This window comes from Treponema sp. R80B11-R83G3 (assembly GCF_054786115.1).
Map to the genome: position 1 here is coordinate 11,763 of NZ_BDHF01000034.1, position 21,654 is coordinate 33,416.

General features: G+C 43.5%; 23 protein-coding genes. 12 read left to right on the top strand and 11 right to left on the bottom strand.

All coding sequences use genetic code 11. The features are described from left to right. Positions 1 to 2: 2 nt before the first annotated feature. The 4 genes from ACYVRH_RS06535 to ACYVRH_RS06550 are packed head-to-tail and all read right to left on the bottom strand — an operon-like array spanning position 3 to position 5,745. The gene (locus tag ACYVRH_RS06535; RefSeq protein ID WP_461256120.1) at positions 3 to 1,952 is read right to left on the bottom strand and encodes a TRAP transporter large permease; all 1,950 of its coding nucleotides are present in this window, start codon (positions 1,950 to 1,952) and stop codon (positions 3 to 5) included. Positions 1,953 to 1,957: 5 nt separating this feature from the next. Beyond that, the gene (gene dctP, locus ACYVRH_RS06540; RefSeq protein ID WP_461256121.1) at positions 1,958 to 2,980 is read right to left on the bottom strand and encodes a TRAP transporter substrate-binding protein DctP; all 1,023 of its coding nucleotides are present in this window, start codon (positions 2,978 to 2,980) and stop codon (positions 1,958 to 1,960) included. A 23-nt stretch (positions 2,981 to 3,003) separates the two neighbouring features. Next, positions 3,004 to 3,948 (bottom strand): TRAP transporter TatT component family protein, encoded by a 945-nt coding sequence (locus tag ACYVRH_RS06545; protein ID WP_461256122.1) that lies wholly within the window; start codon positions 3,946 to 3,948, stop codon positions 3,004 to 3,006. Positions 3,949 to 4,002: 54 nt separating this feature from the next. Further along, on the bottom strand, positions 4,003 to 5,745 hold the full coding sequence (locus ACYVRH_RS06550) for a phospho-sugar mutase (protein ID WP_461256123.1): 1,743 nt from the start codon (positions 5,743 to 5,745) through the stop codon (positions 4,003 to 4,005). A gap of 131 nt (positions 5,746 to 5,876) precedes the next feature. Here ACYVRH_RS06550 and argF point away from each other — a divergent pair, with 131 nt between their 5' ends. The 3 genes from argF to rnhA are packed head-to-tail and all read left to right on the top strand — an operon-like array spanning position 5,877 to position 7,749. Beyond that, positions 5,877 to 6,818, top strand: coding sequence for an ornithine carbamoyltransferase (gene argF, locus ACYVRH_RS06555; protein WP_461256124.1), 942 nt, complete (start codon positions 5,877 to 5,879; stop codon positions 6,816 to 6,818). Between the two features lie 13 nt (positions 6,819 to 6,831). Continuing rightward, entirely contained in the window at positions 6,832 to 7,260 is a 429-nt protein-coding gene (locus ACYVRH_RS06560; RefSeq protein ID WP_461256125.1) for a J domain-containing protein, read from the top strand. A 15-nt stretch (positions 7,261 to 7,275) separates the two neighbouring features. Continuing rightward, a complete protein-coding gene (rnhA, locus tag ACYVRH_RS06565) occupies positions 7,276 to 7,749 on the top strand; it encodes a ribonuclease HI (protein ID WP_461256126.1) in 474 nt (157 codons plus the stop codon). Here the strand turns inward: rnhA and ACYVRH_RS06570 are convergent. The 4 genes from ACYVRH_RS06570 to ACYVRH_RS06585 form a co-directional block, all read right to left on the bottom strand. After that, complete coding sequence (locus ACYVRH_RS06570; RefSeq protein WP_461256127.1) at positions 7,724 to 8,074, bottom strand: hypothetical protein; 351 nt, start codon at positions 8,072 to 8,074, stop codon at positions 7,724 to 7,726. The two genes, rnhA and ACYVRH_RS06570, sit on opposite strands and share 26 nt — an antisense overlap. 10 nt (positions 8,075 to 8,084) lie before the next feature. Further along, entirely contained in the window at positions 8,085 to 9,509 is a 1,425-nt protein-coding gene (locus tag ACYVRH_RS06575) for a M30 family metallopeptidase (RefSeq protein ID WP_461256128.1), read from the bottom strand. Continuing rightward, complete coding sequence (secA, locus tag ACYVRH_RS06580; RefSeq protein ID WP_461256129.1) at positions 9,499 to 12,267, bottom strand: preprotein translocase subunit SecA; 2,769 nt, start codon at positions 12,265 to 12,267, stop codon at positions 9,499 to 9,501. The genes ACYVRH_RS06575 and secA overlap by 11 nt, the downstream gene beginning before the upstream one ends. Positions 12,268 to 12,354: 87 nt before the next feature. Continuing rightward, complete coding sequence (locus ACYVRH_RS06585; protein WP_461256130.1) at positions 12,355 to 12,996, bottom strand: hypothetical protein; 642 nt, start codon at positions 12,994 to 12,996, stop codon at positions 12,355 to 12,357. A 21-nt stretch (positions 12,997 to 13,017) separates the two neighbouring features. Between ACYVRH_RS06585 and ACYVRH_RS06590 the strand changes: the two genes are divergently transcribed. From ACYVRH_RS06590 to ACYVRH_RS06615, 6 genes are all read left to right on the top strand, one after another. After that, positions 13,018 to 14,241 carry a sensor histidine kinase gene (locus tag ACYVRH_RS06590; protein WP_461256131.1) on the top strand — a complete coding sequence of 408 codons (1,224 nt, stop codon included), beginning with the start codon at positions 13,018 to 13,020 and terminating at the stop codon, positions 14,239 to 14,241. 251 nt (positions 14,242 to 14,492) lie between these two features. Beyond that, positions 14,493 to 15,191, top strand: coding sequence for a hypothetical protein (locus ACYVRH_RS06595; RefSeq protein ID WP_461256132.1), 699 nt, complete (start codon positions 14,493 to 14,495; stop codon positions 15,189 to 15,191). 87 nt (positions 15,192 to 15,278) lie between these two features. Then, positions 15,279 to 15,641, top strand: a complete 363-nt coding sequence (locus ACYVRH_RS06600; RefSeq protein ID WP_461256133.1) for a hypothetical protein — start codon at positions 15,279 to 15,281, stop codon at positions 15,639 to 15,641. A 225-nt stretch (positions 15,642 to 15,866) separates the two neighbouring features. Further along, positions 15,867 to 16,142 (top strand): hypothetical protein, encoded by a 276-nt coding sequence (locus ACYVRH_RS06605; RefSeq protein ID WP_461256134.1) that lies wholly within the window; start codon positions 15,867 to 15,869, stop codon positions 16,140 to 16,142. Further along, positions 16,142 to 16,273 (top strand): hypothetical protein, encoded by a 132-nt coding sequence (locus tag ACYVRH_RS06610; RefSeq protein WP_461256135.1) that lies wholly within the window; start codon positions 16,142 to 16,144, stop codon positions 16,271 to 16,273. Before ACYVRH_RS06605 ends, ACYVRH_RS06610 begins: the two co-directional genes overlap by 1 nt. 5 nt (positions 16,274 to 16,278) lie before the next feature. After that, the gene (locus ACYVRH_RS06615) at positions 16,279 to 16,572 is read left to right on the top strand and encodes a PIN domain-containing protein (protein ID WP_461256143.1); all 294 of its coding nucleotides are present in this window, start codon (positions 16,279 to 16,281) and stop codon (positions 16,570 to 16,572) included. A 368-nt stretch (positions 16,573 to 16,940) separates the two neighbouring features. Here the strand turns inward: ACYVRH_RS06615 and ACYVRH_RS06620 are convergent, their stop codons facing one another. Both ACYVRH_RS06620 and ACYVRH_RS06625 read right to left on the bottom strand, forming a co-directional pair. Continuing rightward, positions 16,941 to 19,340 carry a beta strand repeat-containing protein gene (locus ACYVRH_RS06620; RefSeq protein ID WP_461256136.1) on the bottom strand — a complete coding sequence of 800 codons (2,400 nt, stop codon included), beginning with the start codon at positions 19,338 to 19,340 and terminating at the stop codon, positions 16,941 to 16,943. Positions 19,341 to 19,412: 72 nt separating this feature from the next. After that, on the bottom strand, positions 19,413 to 19,982 hold the full coding sequence (locus ACYVRH_RS06625) for a DUF3575 domain-containing protein (RefSeq protein ID WP_461256137.1): 570 nt from the start codon (positions 19,980 to 19,982) through the stop codon (positions 19,413 to 19,415). Between the two features lie 312 nt (positions 19,983 to 20,294). Between ACYVRH_RS06625 and ACYVRH_RS06630 the strand changes: the two genes are divergently transcribed. Both ACYVRH_RS06630 and ACYVRH_RS06635 read left to right on the top strand, forming a co-directional pair. Then, complete coding sequence (locus ACYVRH_RS06630; RefSeq protein ID WP_461256138.1) at positions 20,295 to 20,546, top strand: hypothetical protein; 252 nt, start codon at positions 20,295 to 20,297, stop codon at positions 20,544 to 20,546. A gap of 17 nt (positions 20,547 to 20,563) precedes the next feature. Next, positions 20,564 to 20,788: a hypothetical protein gene (locus ACYVRH_RS06635; protein WP_461256139.1), complete on the top strand. Its 225-nt coding sequence runs from the start codon at positions 20,564 to 20,566 to the stop codon at positions 20,786 to 20,788. Between the two features lie 194 nt (positions 20,789 to 20,982). On the opposite strand, the gene ACYVRH_RS06640 is transcribed toward ACYVRH_RS06635, so the two are convergent. Beyond that, on the bottom strand, positions 20,983 to 21,174 hold the full coding sequence (locus ACYVRH_RS06640) for a hypothetical protein (protein ID WP_461256140.1): 192 nt from the start codon (positions 21,172 to 21,174) through the stop codon (positions 20,983 to 20,985). 182 nt (positions 21,175 to 21,356) lie between these two features. On the opposite strand from ACYVRH_RS06640, the gene ACYVRH_RS06645 reads away from it, so the two are divergent. Beyond that, positions 21,357 to 21,654 (top strand): toll/interleukin-1 receptor domain-containing protein (locus ACYVRH_RS06645; protein ID WP_461256141.1); only part of this gene is annotated, 298 nt, incomplete at its 3' end.

The following is a 21,654-nucleotide window of genomic DNA, read 5'->3' on the forward strand; positions in this document are numbered from 1 at the left end:
TTTCACAAGCCATGCGCTTGCGCTAATCTCACTAGCCATGTGCTAAGCAATGGCAGATATGTAACAAGAAGCACGACCACTAAACGAACAAGCAAGAAGGGAGAAACATAACTGCATATTTTCATAAATGGTTTATCAAAGCGGTAACTCGCGAGAAAAAGATTCATCCCGACGGGGGGGGTAAGGAACCCAGCTTCAAGATTTACAATAAAGATGATTCCAAGATGAACGGGATCAATGCCATAGGCGTATCCAAGCGGGACAATTAACGGAAGGAAAACAAGTATCGCTGAAAATATATCCATTATGCAGCCAAGCACAAGCAAGGCAAGGTTCAACAAAAGCAGAAAAACATATTTTGATTTAACGGCGCTTTGCATCCATAAAGAAAAACTTTCAGGAACGCCGGAGTCAATAAAAGCGTAGGATAAAGCTTTTGCCATAGCTAAAATTGCCAGAATCCCGCCGATTATTGGAAGGGCTTTAAGAAAAACTTTCGGGATGTCCTTAAATAAAATATCTTTCTTAATAAAAACTTCTACAATTAACACATATATAACTGATACCGCGCTTACCTCTATCAAAGAAAGGAATCCCGAGAAATATCCTAACACCAGAATTATAGGCAATAAAATTTCAAAAAAAGATTCTTTTAGCGAATGTAACGCCATCTTGCCTTTAAATTTTTCAGTTTGAATTTTTACATTTGAAGAAAGAACCAAACCGGCGATAATCGAGGCAAACACAAGAATTAATCCCGGTACTATCGCTCCAATAAAATAATGAATTATAGTGTTCTCGATTGGTATATTCATAAAATGCAGGATCGTATTTGTTGACGAAGCTACAAGTATAATAGGGAGGCTTGGAGGAAACAATAAACCTATGCCGCCTGTGGAAGTTAAAAGCCCAATAGAAAAACGTTCGGAATATTTATTTTCATTCAGAATAGTATAGAGTATCCCTCCTAAAGCAAGAATAGTTACCCCTGACGCTCCTGTAAAAGAAGTAAAAAACGCGCAGATAATTACGGTAGCGATAATAATGCCGCCCGGCATCCATCCAAAAAATATTTTAAAAGCGCTGACAAGCCGCTCTCCCGCCTTGCTTTCTGAAAGGAAAAAACCCGTCAGCGTAAACAGCGGTATCGCGATTAAATCAGCGTCTGTAAGCGCCGAATAAATTTCTCTAACCGCCGTCTCAGGCTCTTGTCCTGCCGCCTGAAGCATAATCAGCGCAATGCCGCCAATTGCCGTAAAAACAGGCATCCCGGCAAATCCCGCGATAATCAATAATATTATTACCGGAATGTTGATAACCGACGCTGCGTCATATAAATGATTTATCCACGAGAAAAAAGGTTCCGGGGTATTACTCCCATCCAATCCCCATATAATCTTCGCAATAGCGGGCAAAGCAGTAATACAACCAATTAAAAATACGGCGGACGCGATAATTTTATCGCGCGTGTTTTTAAGTTTTAAGATAAACCGCACGGCGATAACGGCAAAACCAAGGGGAATCGCAATCCCGTAAATCTGCCCATTTATAAAACCAATTTTTTTGCCCACCATGGCGTATTTAATAAAGCAAATACTGTCCCAAACAAAAATACTCAGTAAAAAAACCGAAATTAATACGCATATAAAAACAAGCGCTTTTTTTATTTTGTCATTTTTTAAATATTGAACGGCGGTAATTGATATATGCTCGCCGGATCTCGCCGTAATCATCGCGGCAAAAAAACCCGTTACTAAAAAAAGGTGGGTCATTATTGAATTGGAGCCGGTAATTGTCAGCTTAAATTGATGTAAAACCAATTCAATAAAAGGAATTAACGCAAGAAGGGAAAGAGAGGTAAAGCAAACAATATTTTCAAGCCATGATAATTTAAATTCGTTTTTAAACCGCGCCAAAAAGGCGGAAACCGGATTATTATTTTTATCGCTCATAACATTTATTTTCCGCTTCTTGCTTTTTCCAGAATAGAGTTAAGCCGGTTGAATAAATCGCGGTCAAAAATAGACCCGACAAGCGAAGGCACGGTGTTTTTTATTTCATTACTCCACATGTCCTGCTGAGCCTGATTCGGCTTGTTTACGCTAAGCCCGTCATTGCCCATTGCAGCAATGGCGTTTGCTTCTGTTTTTGCCACTGAAGCGTCAAACTCCACAGCTATCTTGCTCGTAGCTTTAATAATTTCCTGTTGATTTGCCGGGCTTATTTTATTCCATGTAACGCTGTTCATTACAATCGCGCCCAAGATGGGGGCAATAGGCACATTAAGCATGTGGCTTAAATTCTTATGCAGTCCCAATGGAGCGACACTGGCGGGAATAATGTATATGGCGTTTATCGCGTTACTTGCAAGCTTGGTTCCCATATTTGTAAAATCAGTTTCTACAAGCTGAAAACCCATAGTTCTGAATACCGTATTCATATCACGAAGTTCAGGACTTGTTGAAATTCTTTGTTTGCGCAAATCATCAGGCGTTAATACCTTTTCCTTTGAAAATATGTAAATCCAGCCGCCTCTTGACCATGTCAGAACGACAAAATCTTTCTTAACGCGGTTAGTAATAAGCGGCAACATATCTTTAAGCACAAGCTCAAGCTCAGCTTCACTTTTAATCATAAAAGGGATGCTTAAATTCATTACGGCGGGACAAATATCCGCCATTCCGGCGGAAGTAAATACGCCCGCCTGAATAGCGTTGCTGGAAAGAGAAGAAATCATTTTTGACTCGTCGCCTTCCCTGCCGTCATGACTGACAATTACGCGCACCTGATTATTTGTCGCCTTCTCCCAATCAGAAGCCATACGGTCAAGCGCCCTGCCCCAATCAGAACTTCGCGGTAAAGGAGACGCGAATCTGATATTTACAACATCTGCTTTCGCGCTGCCGCGTTGGGCATAAACCGCACAAAGCGAAAAAAAGAAAAAAAACGTTAAAACAAAAAGAACTGCTTTCTTATTCATATTTTACCCCCTATTAAATTATATCAATAATCGTCCGGAATTGGAAGAAAAGAGAAATATACCCACGCGTTTTCCAAAAGCCAACGCGCCTTTCGCTGTGTGATTATATTTACAAGCCGCGTAGACGTATTTTGGTTAGGATCAATGGCAATGGCTTTTTCAAGGCAATCTTTATAAACATTATAATTCTGAGCCGGAACGCATACGGATTGGGCGTAAGAGACATAAGCGCTTGCGGAATTTCCCTTTGTTTTTTCAACAGCCAGTTTATAATGTTCTTCGGCTTTATCAAGATTTCCGCCCAATAATACGGGCAAAGAAGCGTAATAAAGAATAAAAAACTCATCTAAAGAGGCAGTGCCATAATTGGGGTCAAGCTCGTAAGCCCTTTGGATCATCGCGCTCCACTGGGGTATATTGGAACTCAAGTTATAGTCAAGTACGTCGATGGAATAAGCGGAAAGCCCGCCAGCGACAGCCCAGTACAAGAGACCTACGTCTTCTTTTTTACATTTTTTTAGCAGGGGCTGAATTGTGCCTTTTGCTACAGTGGCTTGTTTAAAACCGGGAAACTTTTTTTCAAGAGCGTTATAAAGTATTCCGTACCCGCGAAGGTACAATTGCTTCGAGCGTATCAATGCCGCTTCCCGCGCTTCCCATTCTCTTCTTGAAAGCATTTCCGCAGGCTCCTGCACAAAGGCGTTGGCATACATAATAAAAAGAGACCCTGTAGTCAGCATAAGCCCCTGATGGTCGGGATTCGCGGAAAGTAGGGATTCATACATTTTAATAGCGAATGGGATAGCGTCCCCTACCAGTTTAGGGTCAGGATCCCCCGTAAAAACATCTGAACTGCCATCTCCTGTCAGCGCATCGGCTACCGCATTCATCGCCAATTTGTTAATTGAACAGGAAGGGAACGCAATAAAACAAACAATAAAGACAGTAAAAATAACTCGCACTTTCATAAATAAGCTCCAATAATATTATAACTCATATTTTCCTAAAAAAAACAGATATTTCTAGTCCCCGATAACAGAACGGATATCCTTCTTAATTGCGTCCAATTTACGGGCAACTTCGGCTTTTGCCTCTTCCAAACCGCTTTTGCCGACCTCTGCGCAACAGGTCGCGTAAAACTTAATCTTTGGCTCGGTGCCGCTTGGACGGGCGCTTACAACAGTGCCATCGGCAAGGAAGAACTGCAATACGTCGCTTGGCGGAAGACCGTCCGCGCCGTTTTTAATATCGCGAACTTTCGCTATATTTATGCCGCCGAGTGTTTTCGGCGGATTTTTGCGGTATTCTTCCATTATACCGTTCATAATCGAAGGGCCTTCCGGTCCCTTGAAGTACTTTGAGATTCCCAATTCCTGCCAATAACCGCAGATATGATAAAGCTCGTCAAGGCGGTCAAGAAGGCTTTTCCCCTTGCCGCGCCAGTAGAGGGTCATTTCCGCCGTTAACGCCGCAGCGGAAACTCCGTCTTTGTCGCGGACTTCCGTCTCTATGTTGTAGCCGTAGCTTTCTTCTGTGCCAAAGACATAGGTTTTGCCTCCAAGCTCGCCGTGTTCCCACTTGCGCATAACATCGGCAATCCATTTAAAGCCGGTAAGGCACTCCTGACATTCGCCGCCGTAATATTCGGCGACTTTTTTTTGCATTCCGGTTGTAACAATGGAGTTGACCATAGCGGCGTTTTTGGGAAGTTTTCCCAATTCTTTAAGGGACAGGAAAATATAATCGGCAAGCAGAACGCCCATTTGGTTGCCCGTAACAAGCGTAAAGCCGCCCTGTTTATTCGGTACTGCAATGCCGAAGCGGTCGGCATCCGGGTCGGTAGCCATTACTACGTCGGCTTTTTCTTTGGCTCCCAGTTTAATAGCCATGTCCAGCGCGGCGGCTTCTTCAGGATTGGGGAACGCCACTGTTGGGAAGTCGCCGTTTCCTTCGCGCTGTTCGGGGACTGTAATCACTTTTAATCCAAGGTCACCCAGAACTCTCTCTACGTGCATCGCGCCCGTTCCATGCAGGGGGGTGTAAACAATCTTTACTTCTCCAGCTTTTTCTTTAATAAGGGCAGGCCTGAACAGGCGCGACTTGACCATTGCCTGATACGCGTCGTCAACTTCTTTGTCGATTATTTCTAAAAGCCCCTTGTCCAGAGCCTCTTGTTTTGAAATTTCTTTTATATCCTTAACATTGTTTACTTCTTCGATAATGCCGACATCGTGCGGGGGGATAACCTGAGAGCCGTCGTTCCAGTACGCTTTATAGCCGTTGTACTGCGGCGGGTTGTGGCTTGCGGTTACGACTATGCCCGTATCACAGTGAAGATGGCGAATAGCGAATGACAATTCCGGCGTGGGACGCAGTGATGAAAAAAGATACGTCTTTATGCCGTTAGCCGCAAATATCAGAGCGCAGGCAAGCGAGAACTCCGCCGAATAGTGGCGGCTGTCAAAAGCGATTACCGCTTTTAACTCCCCTTTTGCGCTTTTTTGGGGGAATGTTTTAATAATGTAGGTGGCAAGCCCCTGAGTGGCGCTTTTTACCACGAGGGTATTCATGCGGTTATAGCCGCCGCCGATTACCCCGCGAAGGCCGCCCGTGCCGAATTCCAGATGCTGATAGAAACGGTCATCAAGCTCCTTCTGCGCGGCTTCACCTCCGTCCTTTAAAAGTTTTTCAACTTCTTGTTTGAAAGATTCGTCCTTTTCCCTGGAGATATAATCTTTCGCTCTTTCAATAATATCTTGATTCATCCTTTTTGCTCCTTTTTTCTTTGTTTATGGCTTACTAAACATATCATATTATACTATAATGAAAAAAAATAGTCGATCTTTATACAGTGTTTTCACTCGGGACGGGTGAATTGTCACTAAGGAGGTTTAGCGTGTCTGTATCGTTATTTGGAAGGTCATTTCTTACACTTTTGGATTATTCCCCGCAGGAAATTGAGTATTTATTGAAGCTTTCCATGAAGGTTAAAACTGAGGCAAAAAAAGGGAAGAAATTCAGGCGTTTTGAGGGAAAAACCCTTGCCCTGCTCTTTGAAAAACGCTCCACCCGCACAAGATGCGCCTTTGAGACCGCTTTTGGCGAAGAGGGCGGACACCCCGTATTCCTCTCCTCTGCGGACATCCACCTTGGCGTAAAAGAGGCGCTGGAAGACACTGCCCGCGTCCTTGGCAGAATGTTCAGCGCGATTCAATTTCGGGGTTTTAAGCAGGAAACCGCCGAAATACTCGCAAAATACTCACAGGTTCCCGTTTATAACGGACTGACGGATATTGATCACCCAACTCAGGCTTTGGCGGATCTTTTAACCTTGCAGGAAAATTTTGGCGCTCTAAAGGGACTGACGCTTTGCTACGTGGGCGACGGACGCAATAATGTGGCAAGAGCGTTGATGATAATTTGCGCCAAATTGGGGGTAAATTTTACGGTAATAACGCCCCCGCAACTTAACGCGGATAGCGAACTTCTGCAAAAGTGCAATGCTCTCGCCAAAACATCGGGCGCGGTTATAACTGTAACTCCCGATTTAGGAGCGGTAAAAGGCGCGGACGCTTTGTACACCGACGTATGGACTTCGATGGGCGAGGAAGATCAAAAGGAAGAGCGGGTAAAGCTTTTAAGCCCGTATCAGGTAAACCAAAAATTGATGGATATGACTGGCAAAAGCGGCGCCATTTTTCTTCACTGCCTGCCGGCTGTTAAGGGCGAAGAAGTTACAGCCGACGTGATTGACGGGAAACAAAGCAGGGCGTGGGATCAAGCTGAAAACCGCAAACATACGATAAAAGCGGTAATGCTCGCGACATTGATAAAATAACGGCGGGAATAACGTGGGTATCTTTGACAGGTTAGGAACTATCATTAACAGCTACTTCAACGATTTTGGCAATGAGACTGCGGGACGGTTTAAATCGACAGGCGATCCTGATTACGACGCTGCTTATGAAGAATTGGACGATTACCTGAACCGTAAAGAGTACCGTTTTGAAAAAGAGGCAAACAAAGGTTTTAGCGGCGCAAAGCCTTCCGGCGCTAAACTGCCGCCTGAGGAATTGCGTCCTGATTTTGATTTACTGGGAGTCCAATTTGGCGCGGATAACGAAACCTGCAAAGCCGCTTATAAAAATTTATTAAAAATCCACCACCCCGACCGACATGCGGGGCACGAGGGCAATTATAAAAAAGCGACGGAAAAGTCCGCAAAGATAAACGCCGCATGGGACAGGATAGAAAAATGGCGTCAAACGTCGAAACTTTAAAGATATGGCGGTAATATGATTGAAGCGTCTTTTAAAATTTATACTGACGGCGGATGTTCCGGTAACCCCGGTCCAGGAGGGTGGGCTTATGTCATGGTTCAGCAGACTTTTCAGGGAGAGCAGGTAATCGCCAAAGAGAAAGGCTCAGAAAAAGAGACGACCAACAACAGGATGGAATTAACCGCCGTCATCATGGCGTTACGCGCCCTAAAAACGAAGACCGATGTCCCGCGCCAGGCGGCGGTAATAACGGACTCACAGTACGTGCAGAAGGGCATAACGGAATGGATACGCAACTGGAAACGCAACGCATGGAAAACCGCCGATAAAAAACCGGTAAAAAATCAGGATTTGTGGATGGAACTGGATTCCCTTTCAAGCGAGTTTCCGCTCAAGTGGGAGTGGGTCAAAGGGCACGCTGGAAATGAATATAACGAAATGTGCGACGCGATGACTCAAGAGGCTATTGCAGAACGGCAATTAATTTGATATTTCGCAGTTCTCTGCGCAACCCCGCGCTTAGACCGTTTGCAAAAAATAATTCAGTAACAGTTTCCTCGCCTTCAACAGTTACCGTCCTGTGTTGAAGGTCATGCAATTTATCCATTTCTTCTTTTACCACAACCCATGAATTTTCAGAATCAGATATTATTAATTCGGGGAAATTGGCGTTTCCGGTAAGCCTTACCGTTCCCGTAACCTGAATAACATTCAACGGCTCTTTGGTTTTTTCCCTCCCCCCAAATGAAAAAACCATTGGGGCAAACGCAATCAGAAAAATAATAAAAATTAAATACTGTCTTGCGTTTAACATTCCAGCCCTCTTACTTATCCTGAGTATCCCATAATGGAAAATCCCTATTTTTCCCATTTCGGGAAAGTATGTCGCCTGCCCCTATGCGGTAAGGCCCTGAATACGAAGAAACCGCCGACCTGCCTTTATGCGCTATGTTTACGCTTGCGGCTATTCCGGTTGTTATTCCTGTTTCCGCTCTGCCGCTCAATAATGTGTTTATATTATATGTAAGCAATCTGCCTGCGGCAAAAACAGCGCTGTCACTCACTGTTACAGAAGTTTTATCCAGTCCCGCATATTTAATATTTACGCCTTGAGCCGGCATTGTATCACTCGCGTCCGTCAGACTGTAAACGCCTTCTCCGGGATAAAGGCTGATACGTGTTATTCCAGCGGGCGCGGTGTGGGCGGTGATTTCCGGAATATCGCTTTTATAACCGTATTCCCCAGTACTGTCATTTATATAGTTAGCCGCCATCCAGTTTTTAAGCAAAGTATCCCAATCTTCGCCCATTGCGTTTTCTACAGCTTGATAATCAGTATAATTTGAAGAGATAATATCACGATAGACGCCTATTCCTTTTTGGAGCCTAAGCCACTGGAAAAAAAGATAAACGGTCGAATAATCATCCAATATCGCGTATCTATTTTCTTTATGATTATCCCAAACAAAAAAATTATTGCCTTGATCAATTAGCCCCTTAATATTAGCTTTATTGTCGCCATTTTCATTATACCAGTCTATCCTGTCTAACGAATGATCTCCGCCACTAACAATATATTCCGCGGCGGATGAAAGCCCTTCATCAATCCATACATCCATAAGAGCATTTGAATTTTTTACTCTTCTTGTAACAAAGTTCATCATATGCTGCATTTCATGGGCGAGCGTAGTAAACGCATTTTCAATATTTTTTTCACCTTTCATTCCGGGATTAGTATCTATATAGATCATATCACGCTGATTTGATCCTGACATACTATAAAAATTACCGGCCCAAAAATAACCGGCGACATAAGATTCATTTACTCCTTTTTGATAATCATCCTTTATATCCAAAAGGAGAATACAAAGTTTTCCGTCTTCATCGCCCAAATAATCCGCAACTTCCATAATATCAGAGAAAGTTTCGTCATTATAAGAAGGATTTTCAATACCAAATGTGTTTATCATAAGCTCATGGATTTTACCGTCATATTCATCGGCGATATTTTTTGCCTGCGTCTTACTTACGCCGCTGTTTTTTTCCACCCAGACATTGCAATAAGCGCCTTTAATAATTAATTCGGCTTTTACTTTATAATCTTTATTCGTCGTATAATTGTAAGCCCAGAAATTACTTGAATCATCATCATTAACTTTAATAAAGTCAAGAAAACCGTCGCATGATAAAAACAAAAAAGCAATTAAAATTATTAATAGCGTCCGTAACGCGAAAATTTTATCTTCCATGGCACACCTTATATTTTTTTCCGCTGCCGCAAGGGCAGGGGTCATTACGGCCAACTTTGGGATGGCTTCGCACTACAGTCACGCCGTCAGGGCGGCTTGCCTTATCCATAGGGGAACCTGCCGAGGCGGAAGCGCCTTGTCTCGCGCCGGCAAAAGAACCCATACTGCTGTGGCTTGCCGACTGATTCGCGCCGATGGATCTGCTTACCGGTCTTCGCGGCCCCCCTTCCGCAACTTGAATGCGTATCAGGTGAAGGCGTGAAGCGATCATCTGCCTTATTTCTTCGATCATTTCTTCAAAAATCTGAAAGCCTTCCACCTTGTATTCCGTTAGCGGATTTTTTTGCGCGTAATGGCGCAGGTACACGGCCTCGCGCAGGGCTTCCATGTTTTCAAGATGATCAAGCCACTTGCGGTCTATCACGCTTAAATAATTGTCACGGATAAATAAATTAAGGTAATCATGCCCGATTATATTTTCTTTATTAAGCAAATCCTGTTCAAGATCGGCAATTATTCGTTTTTCCAACGTTTCAGAATTTTTATACTCTTTGCTTTCAGAATCGACAACAAGCGAATAGCCGAACTTTGTATGGAGTTTTTCGATTAAATCTTTTAACGCCTCGTTTTGATCGTTTCTTGCTGACCGGTTAAACTCGTCAATATAGTCGCCTATAATATCCGCAGTAGCGTCGTTTACGCGTTTTTTTAAATCATTGTCAACAAGTATCTCATCGCGCTGTTCGTAAATAAATTTACGCTGCTGGTTCATTACGTCGTCATAATCCAAAAGGTGTTTGCGGATTTCAAAGTTGCGCTCCTCTACTTTCTTCTGCGCGTTTTCTATGCTTTTATTCAACATCGGGTGGTTAATGGCGTCCCCGCCTGACATCCCAATCTTTGACATGATGTTTTTCATGCGCTCCCCGCCGAATAAGCGCATAAGCTCATCGTCCATGGAAATGAAAAATTTGCTCTTTCCGGGATCTCCCTGCCGCCCCGAACGCCCGCGAAGCTGGTTATCGATACGCCTGCTTTCATGCCGCTCGGTTCCTATCACATAAAGCCCGCCGAGGGATTTCACTTCTTCATAATCTTTTTTCCATTTTTCCAGTTCGTCTTTGTAAATTGCAGAATACTGCTCTTCCGTAGCGTTTGTTCCGGCGCGTCTTCTAGCGCGATGTTCGGGATTCCCCCCCAATTTAATGTCAGTCCCGCGCCCCGCCATGTTAGTCGCAATAGTAACTGAACCTTTCGCTCCCGCTTCCGAAATGATAAGCGCTTCCCGCGCGTGATTTTTTGCGTTTAACACTTCGTGCCGCACTCCCCTGCGAGTCAGCAGGGAAGAAATTTTCTCGGACTTTTCTATGGAGACCGTCCCTACAAGCATGGGCTGGCCTTTTTTATTCGCCTCCGCGATTTCATCGCATAACGCTTTGTATTTATCGGATTCGCCAAGGTAGACTAAATCATTCTCATCGTTGCGGACGACGGGCTTGTTTGTAGGAACAACCACGACTGAAAGCTTGTAAATCTTTTCAAACTCCACAGCCTCAGTATCCGCCGTTCCCGTCATGCCTGAGATTTTTTTGTACAGCCTGAAATAATTCTGAAAAGTAATGGTAGCCAGAGTCCTGTTGCGCTGGGCGATTTTAATCCGTTCCTTCGCTTCAATAGCCTGATGAAGCCCGTCAGAATAACGCCTGCCGTGCAATATACGGCCTGTGAATTCATCGACAATTTGAACCTGCCCGTCCTGCACGACATAATCAACATCGATATGAAAAAGTTTATGCGCCTTTAAACTCTGGGTAAAATAGTGAATGTACTCAAAATTTTCTTCGTCTACAATCGCCCCTTGAATAAGGCCGCGTTTTTTAAGCAATTCTTCGATAGTAGCCTGCCCCTGATTGGAAAAAGAAACGCTTTTATTTTTTTCGTTTAACTTATAATCGCCTTTAACCGTTTCTCCCTGAGTTTCATCGGGATATTCGCCATTTTCTTTTTTTTCAACTTCGCGAAGACTGCCAATCATTTTATCAACTTCGGCAAATTTATATGTGTCGTCTTCCGCCGCTCCCGAAATAATCAACGGCGTGCGCGCTTCGTCAATTAAAATTGAATCGATTTCGTCAACTATGCAAAAATTATGCCCGCGCTGGACTCTGCTTTCCATATCGCGGTGCATATTGTCGCGCAAGTAATCAAAACCAAATTCATTGTTTGTGCCGTAAGTAACGTCGCATCTGTAATTTTCCTTGCGCTGTTCGTTATCCATGTGTGAAAGAATCGTGCCCACGCTGATGCCAAGATAATTAAAAATGGGCATCATCCACTCCGCGTCTCTGCTTGCAAGATAATCGTTTACGGTAACGACATGAATTCCGTCTCCGGGAATCGCGTTCAGGTAGGCCGCGGCGACTACCATCAAAGTTTTGCCTTCCCCTGTTTTTAATTCGGCAATCTTTCCCAGATGCAGGACAATGGAGCCAAGAATCTGCGTATCGTAGGCGCGTTCCCCCAAAATACGCAGTCCCGCTTCCCTTGCCAGCGCGAAAGCTTCCGGTAAAATGCTGTCAAGGGTTTCGCCGTTTTTATGACGCTCGCGGAAAAGAGCGGTTTGACGGGGAAAATCCTCAGCAGGAAGAGACTGCGCCCAGCTTTCTTTTTCGTTTACTTTTTGAAGTATGGGCATAAGGGCCTTTAGGTCCCGCTCATTTTGAGAACCAAAAAGCGCCTTAATGAATTTATCGAACATAAGTATATTTTATCTTAAAAACGGATATTTGACTAGATGTTTGTATTATCAATCCTTACTTTGTGTCATTTGTGAGATGTCTTAGCGTTACTTAGCATTAACCAGCCACTTCCTGTACAACAGCGAAACGCCGTAACCGCCGAAAATGGCGATAAACCTGTCTACGATATTGATGGGTATGCGTGAAAGAATGGCGGTTGCCAAGAGCGGGACATTGTTGCGCAAGAGACCGATTTTAAAAGAATCTTCCGGGTACAGTAAGCGGGGCATGGAAAACGACGTAATGGTATAGTCAATGATGCCGCCTGTTACGCTTATGGCAATGCAATCAAGCGCGACCAGCCCAAGAAGAAGTGGGGTAATGTCGATAAATAATTCCAGCGAAGGATGTTGAAGAAAAGGCTCCTCCCGCTTTTTCATTTTACCGTGTAAAAAACAAACCAACAGCGCTTCAACAATTATGCAGATATACATAAAACAACCTGTTATGACATTAGATAAAGAAAGATTAAAAAAATACATGGACACAAAAGAACTAAAGAGAAAGTAAAGCGCTCCTGTCAAAAGACCCGCCGGCAAACTCGCGCTGAAACATACGGCTACCGTAAAAATAGTGTCCAGATATAAAGGAAGCCTTGCCACATTAAGAACAAAATGTGAAAGCGCCACGTTGCACACGGCGGACACAATACAGAGAACAATAATTTTTATGAGTTGAATTGCCTTCATAAATACTTTATCATGCAATAAATGCAAAATTTTTTCAAGCGGCAGTATAAGAAATTAAAACTCTTAGTGTTATTAACCGCCGTAATTTTATTTGTAGCAAATTTATTTGCAGGCTGTGACAATAGTCAGTCTCATCAGTCTATTTCTTCCATTTCCAGAAAATGGCTTGATATAAAAAAAGATTTTAATTCTTCCGCAGACGGACTTGAGAGCCGTATTGACGATTTTTGCCTTACTCTTACTGGTTTTTTTGCATCCCCTATCGGCGACCTGTATCAAATACACCGCCCGGAAGGAATACAATACCTTGCGGATGTCAATTCAGCGGCAGACCGCCTTAAAACTGCCGTAAAAAACAACGACAATCAGGCGTTTTATTTGACGGCGGTTGAAATAGACGCAAGCCTTGACCTGTTGCAACGCATTGATAATAATTTATCCGACGCAAGCCAGCGGGATTATTTTTTACTTTTCTTTTTCTTTTCAGTGTTGGTCATAGCCGTTATTCTTGCTTTAATTGTGCAGGACGCGAGGGTTGATAAGGCTGAAAGAAGGGAACAACAAAGCCTTGCCTTTTCGCGGGAAACCATAATAACGCAGGAGCGGGAACGCTTGCGTATAGCGCGTGAATTGCACGATACGGTCGCGCAGGATTTGTGGAGGCTTTCGTTTCAGACGGAAAGCATAGACAAGACTGATGAAAATACGCAGAGGAGCAAACTTTGCGCGGAAGTCGTAAAGGGGCAGAAAGAAGTAATGCAGAGGGTAAGAACCATTTGCGACAACCTTATCCCGCCCGATTTTCAACGGCGGCGTTTTGATGACGCTCTGCACAACCTTTGTTATAATTTTGAACAACGGACAGGCATTGAATGTCAGCTTGTTATTCAGGACAATCTTTTACCGGGGTCTTTGGACGGCGATATTCAGCTTCAAAGTTTCCGCATTGTGCAGGAATGTTTAACAAATATCGAGAAACACGCCGAAGCTTCTGAAACGTCGGTGATAGTCCGAAGCGTCAAAGAAGGCGAACTGGTAATTTGCATATCCGATAACGGCAAGGGCTTTTCGCCGCCCGACAGGGACAGCCTGCGGACGTTGCGCTCCGACGGCGGCCACTACGGATTATGGAACATTTATGAACGCGCCGCCTCGATTCAGGCGGAAGTGACCATAGACAGCGAAAAAGGCGAAGGCACTATGGTAACATTGAAAATACCGTTTACGGGACTGTGGAAAAAATGAAGAATTGAAGAAGATTTCACACTAAGAACACGAAGGAAGAGAAGAGCACAATGTCTAGGAAGTGGGGAGTAGGGAGTGGGGGTGTTGTCCGTTATCTTATCGTGAAGTTCGTGCTTAGATTTCGAACAAAAACATTGCTAATTGCTCATTTCCCATTGCTCATTTATTTTCGCCCCCTTAGTGTTCTTTGTGTGACTCTTCTTGTATAAATTTTCTTGATAATAATATAATATTTTCGTATATTTAATTATATGAGAAAACCACTAATTCTTTATATTATTTTATTGGTTTTTCTTGCCATGTGCAAGAAAACGCCTGCGGTTACAGTTATCCCTGAAGAGGTTACAGTAATACCTGAAAATAATAATACTGCCAATGAAAAAGTTGAGGACGCTGATCTTACCGAAATATCCTCTGAAATACGTGTTAGTGAAATCGACATTAATGACAAATATATAGTATTAGAAGAATCAATATTCTCTGAAGCCGCAGGATTCTGGTATGATAACGGGATTTGCGTCTATGAGTACGACAAAAACTTAAAAACAACGGAATATAGGGATTCAGGAAATAAATTGTATGCTTCAGGTGATGGACCTTATCATTATAAGGGTATTTATAATGACTTATTATTTATTGATGAAGGAACTGGTCCCGACGTAAGAGTAATTCACATATTTGATCTTGCTAATAAAGAAAAAATATTAGACGCGGCATATCATGGCTCTTACTCGTTTAAAAATAATATTGTTAGCGGTTTAACAATGTCAGGCGTAAAATATGGGGACTATGACGATAATATAAGAACAAAGTTTTATGAACTTGAACGAAGCGCTGAAAGACAGGAAGGAGATGACGGGCGAAATACAAGATTAGTTGTAATATATAATTTTAATGTTTTAACAAAAGAAATAAATCTCCTTTACGGTACATATGTTTTTGAGCAATAAAAGCCATAAGAGATTCTTGTTCATTTAGTTTTATAAACATATAATAATTAAATGTGGCATCCGAAAATTATAGAATTTGATAACCGCATGAAGAAACTTTTTGATGAAGTTGATAACTTTATCGAAGACCTTTATGGAGACAGATACCCTTTACATCCCACGCGTCCCGCTCGTGGTGAAACTGCCAATCCTGAGGCGGACGGCCTTTTTAACATAGGCGCCAACTTTACACCCGGCTACAGGTCGGAATTGGGACGTGGCTACCTTATCGACGTGTCAATATCCACTCTCGAAAAAGTTGACGATAACGCGCGCCGTGAAATCTACGAAACCGCTGCGGAAAAAATAAAGGAACTTTTACCCCTTCATTTTCCTGAACGTGAACTTACCGTCCGGCGCGATGGAAATCATTTTAAAATTCAGGGGGACTTCAGTCTGGGGGAAATTTGACAAATCTTTTACCGTCCAGAAATACTCGTAAAAACCTCACACAAAGGAAGAACACTAAGGAAGAGAAGATCACGAAAAAGAATCAGGGGGGTATCATATCGTGAATTCCACGCTTAGACTCGCAGATGGTGATGTCGCGTATCCCTTGATAACAGCTACCTTTGCGTTACCTGTGAGACATTGCGGCCTCTTTCCTTTTTCTTCATTATTTAGTATATTTAATATATGACGATAACACAAACAATAGATATTACCGATGACTATCGGGTTATACTTGATGTTCCCCGAAACATACCAAAAGGGAAAACAGACATAACAATCCTGTTTCCTGTAAAGGAAAAACCCAAATCCAATAACGGTATACCGCGTTTTACTGAAAAGGAATTTGACGAATTGTTAAAAGACTGTCCGCATACACAAGCCATATCGGGCATACTCTCAAGTTTGGGAGATATTGATCTTGATGAATGGCGCATGAAAAGGCTGGCAAAGCACCTCTGATGAAAGTCCTGATTGATACCAATGTCGCGTTAGACATTCTTCTTCACCGCAAGGATTTTGCTGTTTCGGAGGCTGTCTCTAAATTGGCGGAAAAAATATTATTACAGGTTTTATCTCCGCTTCCGCAATAACTGATATTTTCTTTCTTGCTAAAAGCACTCTCGGCAAAAAGCCGACTAAAGAAGCAATGAAAGAACTTTTAGAGATTTTTCTCCCTGCAATTGTAACAGACAGCAATATCTATGAGGCTTTGAATCTTGATTGGGAAGACTTTGAAGATTCCGTTCAGTTTGTCGTTGGGAAAAGTTTTTCTGTTGATTATATTGTTACCCGAAACACTAAAGATTATTCTTCAAGTGCCATTCCTGCGATAACCCCTGATCAGTTTGTGCTGTTATTTAAAAAAGCGGCGGAGATCAAAGGCTTTTAACCCCTTAACTTGTTGACATTGATGGGCAGACAATTCATCACGCAGAGGCGCAAAATTTTCGTCCGATAACGTATCTTTGATCTAGATATATTAGTTTAAATAAAAATCTTGAAGGAAAAACGACGATCCTGCGAACAACAACTTTGCGCCTGCGAACCAAGGGTTCGATGCGCCTCTGCGAGAGGTCTTCTTAGTAAATATCTAGCTGTTACAGACTACTAGTGCCGCCTGCTAAAAAAGCCTACGGCTTTTTTAGCTTAGGAGTTTTGCTGTCGCAAAACTCCACACATTCCATAGTGTACATTGCAAGGCAATGCACACTATGGAAATTCGGTATCAGATACTGTTGCCGTTACCTGTTAGCTTTATTAGTAAAAGTAGCATATAGTCGTAGATGCGCTAACATCCGCATATCCAGCTTTTTTTACAGTCACAGTTATTGTAGTACTTCTAATCTCACCTGATGTTTTTGAAAAAGAGATTGGCAGAATGTAAGTGGAAGTACCGGAAGCGTAGAAAGTACCTTTGATCACATTGACCTGCACGGCGTTCAATGTTATGTCATTGACAGAAAGCCCGTTAATTGATTGTGAAAATTGCAATGTCAATTTTGTTGTAGGAGTGTTATTAATACTACCATTAGGATTATAATTACCATCGGCTGTTACGGAGAGGGTAACGGGAATAACATAATAATAATACACGGTTTTCGGCGTACCGCTTATTACATGGTTCTGTTTCTCGACATTCACGCTCAAAGTTCCGCTCGTATTACCACCGGAGATTGTCAAAGTGTATGGATTAGAACCGCTGAGTGACCCTTTGCTCACACCGGACACGCCGCTCAAGGTGATGTCATTGGCAGTAAGTCCATCGATCGAGTTATCAAAAGTTAGAGTCAATCGTGTAGTCATACTCGTTGAAGAACCGTTGCCTGTTACGCTATTTAGCGTAATATTTGGGGTGTAATAGATTTCTACCGTTTTCTGTGAGTCGCTTATGTAATAACCCGATTTTTCGATAGCCACGTTCAAAGTTCCGCTCCCGATAAAGCCGCTAATGCCTAAAGTGTACGATGTTCCTGAACCGCTGAGCGTCCCTTTGGTTACGCCGTCCACGCCGGTCAATGTTATGTTGTTGGCGGAAAGACTAATTGCCTTGTCAAAGGTCAGCGTTAACTGCGTAGTGTTTCTAATAATGCCCCCCGAACTAGAACCATTAGCGGTTACGCTGTTGAGAGTAACAGGAATGATATAATAAATGTCCACTGTCTTTGGCGATCCGTTTATTAGTTTCCAACCGTCTTCATTAACTGACACGCTTAAAGTTCCACTCGTATAAAAGCCGCTTATGTCCAAAGTGTAGGGATTAGAGCCGCTGAGAGCACCTTTTATTACGCCTGATACGCCGCTCAAGGTGATGTCGGTATTGGTAAGACCGCTAATTGCCTTGTCAAAGGTCAGCGTTAACCGCGTAGTAGACTGCGTTGTATCGCCGTCTGCGGTTACGCCGATAAAGGTAACAGGGGTATCAGTTCCGCCGCCTGTATACTCGCCCCAGTACGCCGCTTTGCTGGGGATGCCGGTTCCCACGGCGACAAACTTCTTGTTTCCGGCAGTACCGCCCCAGGCGATGCCGTAGCAGCCTAAGTCGGTGTTGTTGGTGGCTGTCCATGTTACGCCGTCAGACGAATATGCCGCTTTACCTTTACTTCCCACGGCGACAAACTTCTGGTTTCCGGCAGTACCGCCCCAGGCGATGCCGAAAATGGATTCGGAGGATGAGCCGAATTGTTCGAATTTGGTATCCGATATGTTTGTCCATGTTACGCCGTCAGATGAATACGCCGCTCTGCCGGCTGGTCCCCCGTTGATAAACTTCTGTTTTCCGGCAGGACCGCCCCAGGCGATGCAGTTGATTTCACTTAGCTGTGACACGTTGCCGTTTGCTTTCTCTACGGCTGTCCATGTTACGCCATCAGCAGAATACGCCGCTTTGCCGTTAACGCCCACGGCGACAAACTTCTCATTTCCGGCAGTTCCGCCCCATGCGATGCCATTGATAGAATAACTGTTGCCGAATGTAGTATTCGATACGGTTGCCCATGTTACACCGTCAGTTGAATATGCCGCTTTACCGTTAACGCCCACGGCGACAAACTTCTCATTTCCGGCTGTCCCGCCCCATGCGATGGCGTTGATTGTGTTGGAGTTGTTGCCGAATGTAGTATCCGATACGGCTGTCCATGTTACGCCGTCAGCCGAATACGCAGCTTTGCCTCTTTCTCCCACGGCGACAAACTTCTCATTTCCGGCAGTTCCGCCCCAGGTGATGCCGTTGATGTTGCTTGTGCCGAATGTGGTGTCCCGTATGCTTGTCCATGTTACGCCGTCAGCCGAATACGCAGCTTTGATGGTATTACTGCCACTGCTGCTAGTGGGGTCACTCCCCACGGCGACAAACTTCTCATTTCCGGCTGTCCCACCCCATGCGATGCCTTTGATGCGAATATTTGTGCTGAATTTGGTATCCGCTACGGCTGTCCATGTTACGCCACCGCCACCTGTACCGCCACCGCCACCAGTGCCGCCGCCTGTGCCACCACCACTGCTTCCTCCGCCACCAATACCGCCGCTGCTTATGCTGCCGGGAACCGAGTCCATCATGCCCGGGTCTACAAAGGAACCTTTACACGCCGTACAAATCAGCAGAATTGCCACCGGCAGAATTGCCGCCGTTACAATAAAAAACAGTTTTCCTTTATTCATAATTCACTCCTCATTTTTAGCCGCGTGAGCGGCAATTTAAATAGCATGGCTCCGCGAAGCGGAGACACCTCCTCAAAACATAAAACCCAAACGCAAGCCGCCGTTCCAGCCCAAGGGTGTCGGGATACTGGGACCGCCAAAAAGAGCCAAGAGTCCTCCTCCCGAAGACTTTGACAAAACATAAGCAAGGGACGGTTCCACATAAATATTTTTGTTGGGGAATACAAGTTTGTAGCCCATTTTCAGCGAAATAATAAGACTTGTAAAACCGCCGTTCTCCGATTTTGTTTCTCCATCTATCGACAATTGATTATAACCAAGCGCCGTGCCGAGGAAAAATTTTTCAAAATTTTCTGACATAGGATAATAACGCCCCTCGGCGGCAATGCCTAAATAATTGCCGTCAGTATCGTCAAATTTTAAGAAATACGCATCAACGTCCACGCCGATACTGAAGTGTGGAGCAACAAGCCGTTCATAAGCGGCGGAAAGAGCGAAGACCGAAAAATCACTGTCGCTGTCGGTAGCGATAAACCCCTTGAACAGTTGGAACAAGTCCAATGCCACGGCGCTTTTTTGTTGGGCAAAAGCCGCCCCCATAACTACGCAAGCTAATACCATGATGCATAAAATCTTTTTCATATAAAACTCCTTAATCTTTTATTTTGTTATTGGAATTTTAAGGCTTTTAATAGCTTTTGTCATGAGTGTTTTACGCACGGGTTTTTTCCGCAAAGACTCTTACAAAGAACACAAAGTAAGAGAAGAACACAAAGAAGAAAAGAGGGGGTTATTGTCCGAGAGCTATGCGTTAATCGCTTCTAGTTTTAGAGTATATCACGTCGCAGAGGCGCAAAAAATGTGACACTTTTTTGCAACTACCTTTGGTCCCGTTTGACATTTACCATTTTTTTATTATGGTAAGTATAATCCGCAATAGCGGTATGGAGACCAATGGCAGACAAAACACTGTTCGTCAAATCAGCGTTTGATCATGGATATACCCAAGACGATATAGAAATGGCAATTGAGACGAAAATATACGACGGTCTTTTGTGGGGAGAAGATGATATATATGCTATTATTGGGTTTGACACTGTTGCCAATCCGATAGATGTCTTTTATAATATTATTGATGATGATACCATTAAAGTATTTCACGCGATGGCCTTGCGTGATAAAGTAGCAACCCAAATGGGCACATAGGAGTAATTATGCGTGATATGACTGAAGAAGAATATGCGGAACTTGATAAGCGTCTAACCGATACTGTTCCAACACTTGGCCCTAATGGGACAGGTTTCTTTTCACGTAAAGGTTTTCAGGTAGTTGGTATTGATGAAGCTACCGCTAAAATTCTTAACGCAAAGGCTCTAGCTTCCCGAAAACTGCCTTCAGAAATTATTGCTTCCCTGCTTCGCAATGAATTGACTAAAGTTCATGCATAGGGTTAAACAGTTAATAAACCACAAGATGAAATTCAAGTGTCAGCTACGCTGCGTGTCCTTTTACAAAAATTATATCCCGAAGACTTCACACAAAGAGCACGAAGGTACAAAGAACACAAAGAGGGGAATAAGAGGTTTTTATTCATAGGCAGGGAGCGACACCCCATTCTTCTCTTCCTTTTTTCTCTCTTCTTTTATTCCTCCTTCCCGTCCCAGTACGCCATTTGCCCTTTACCCCTGTCGAAAATACTGTTACCCACAGCGACAAACTTCTGGTTTCCGGCAGTACCGCCCCATGCGATACTGTAGATGTAGTAGAATGTGATGTCCGATAGGGCTGTCCATGTTATACCGTCAGCCGAATACGCCGCTTTGCCATTACCCACGGCGACAAACTTCTCATTTCCGGCTGTCCCGCCCCAGGCGATGCCCCGAATGTTATAGCTGCTGCTAGTGCGTGTCCTACGTTAAATATTCGTGCCTGATACTGTTGCGTTTCCTTTGACGCTACAGTTTATATGCAATATGCTCCTTGACTTATTTATGTATATTATGGATATAATAACATATGCCTTCATCAAAAGAAATATTTATTAGCCATTCAAGCAAGAATAAGAGCATTGCCGATAAATTAGTCGATTTAATTGAGACAGGTATCGGAGTATCTTCAGATAATATTTTCTGCTCATCGTTGGAGGGAATGGGTATTCCAAGCGGTAAAAATTTCATTAATTTTATTAAGGAGCAAATTACCGAACCAAAAATTGTTATATTATTACTGACACAATCGTATTATAAAAGTATATTTTGTTTGTGTGAATTAGGGGCTAGTTGGGCACTGTCCCATAATATAATACCTATTATAC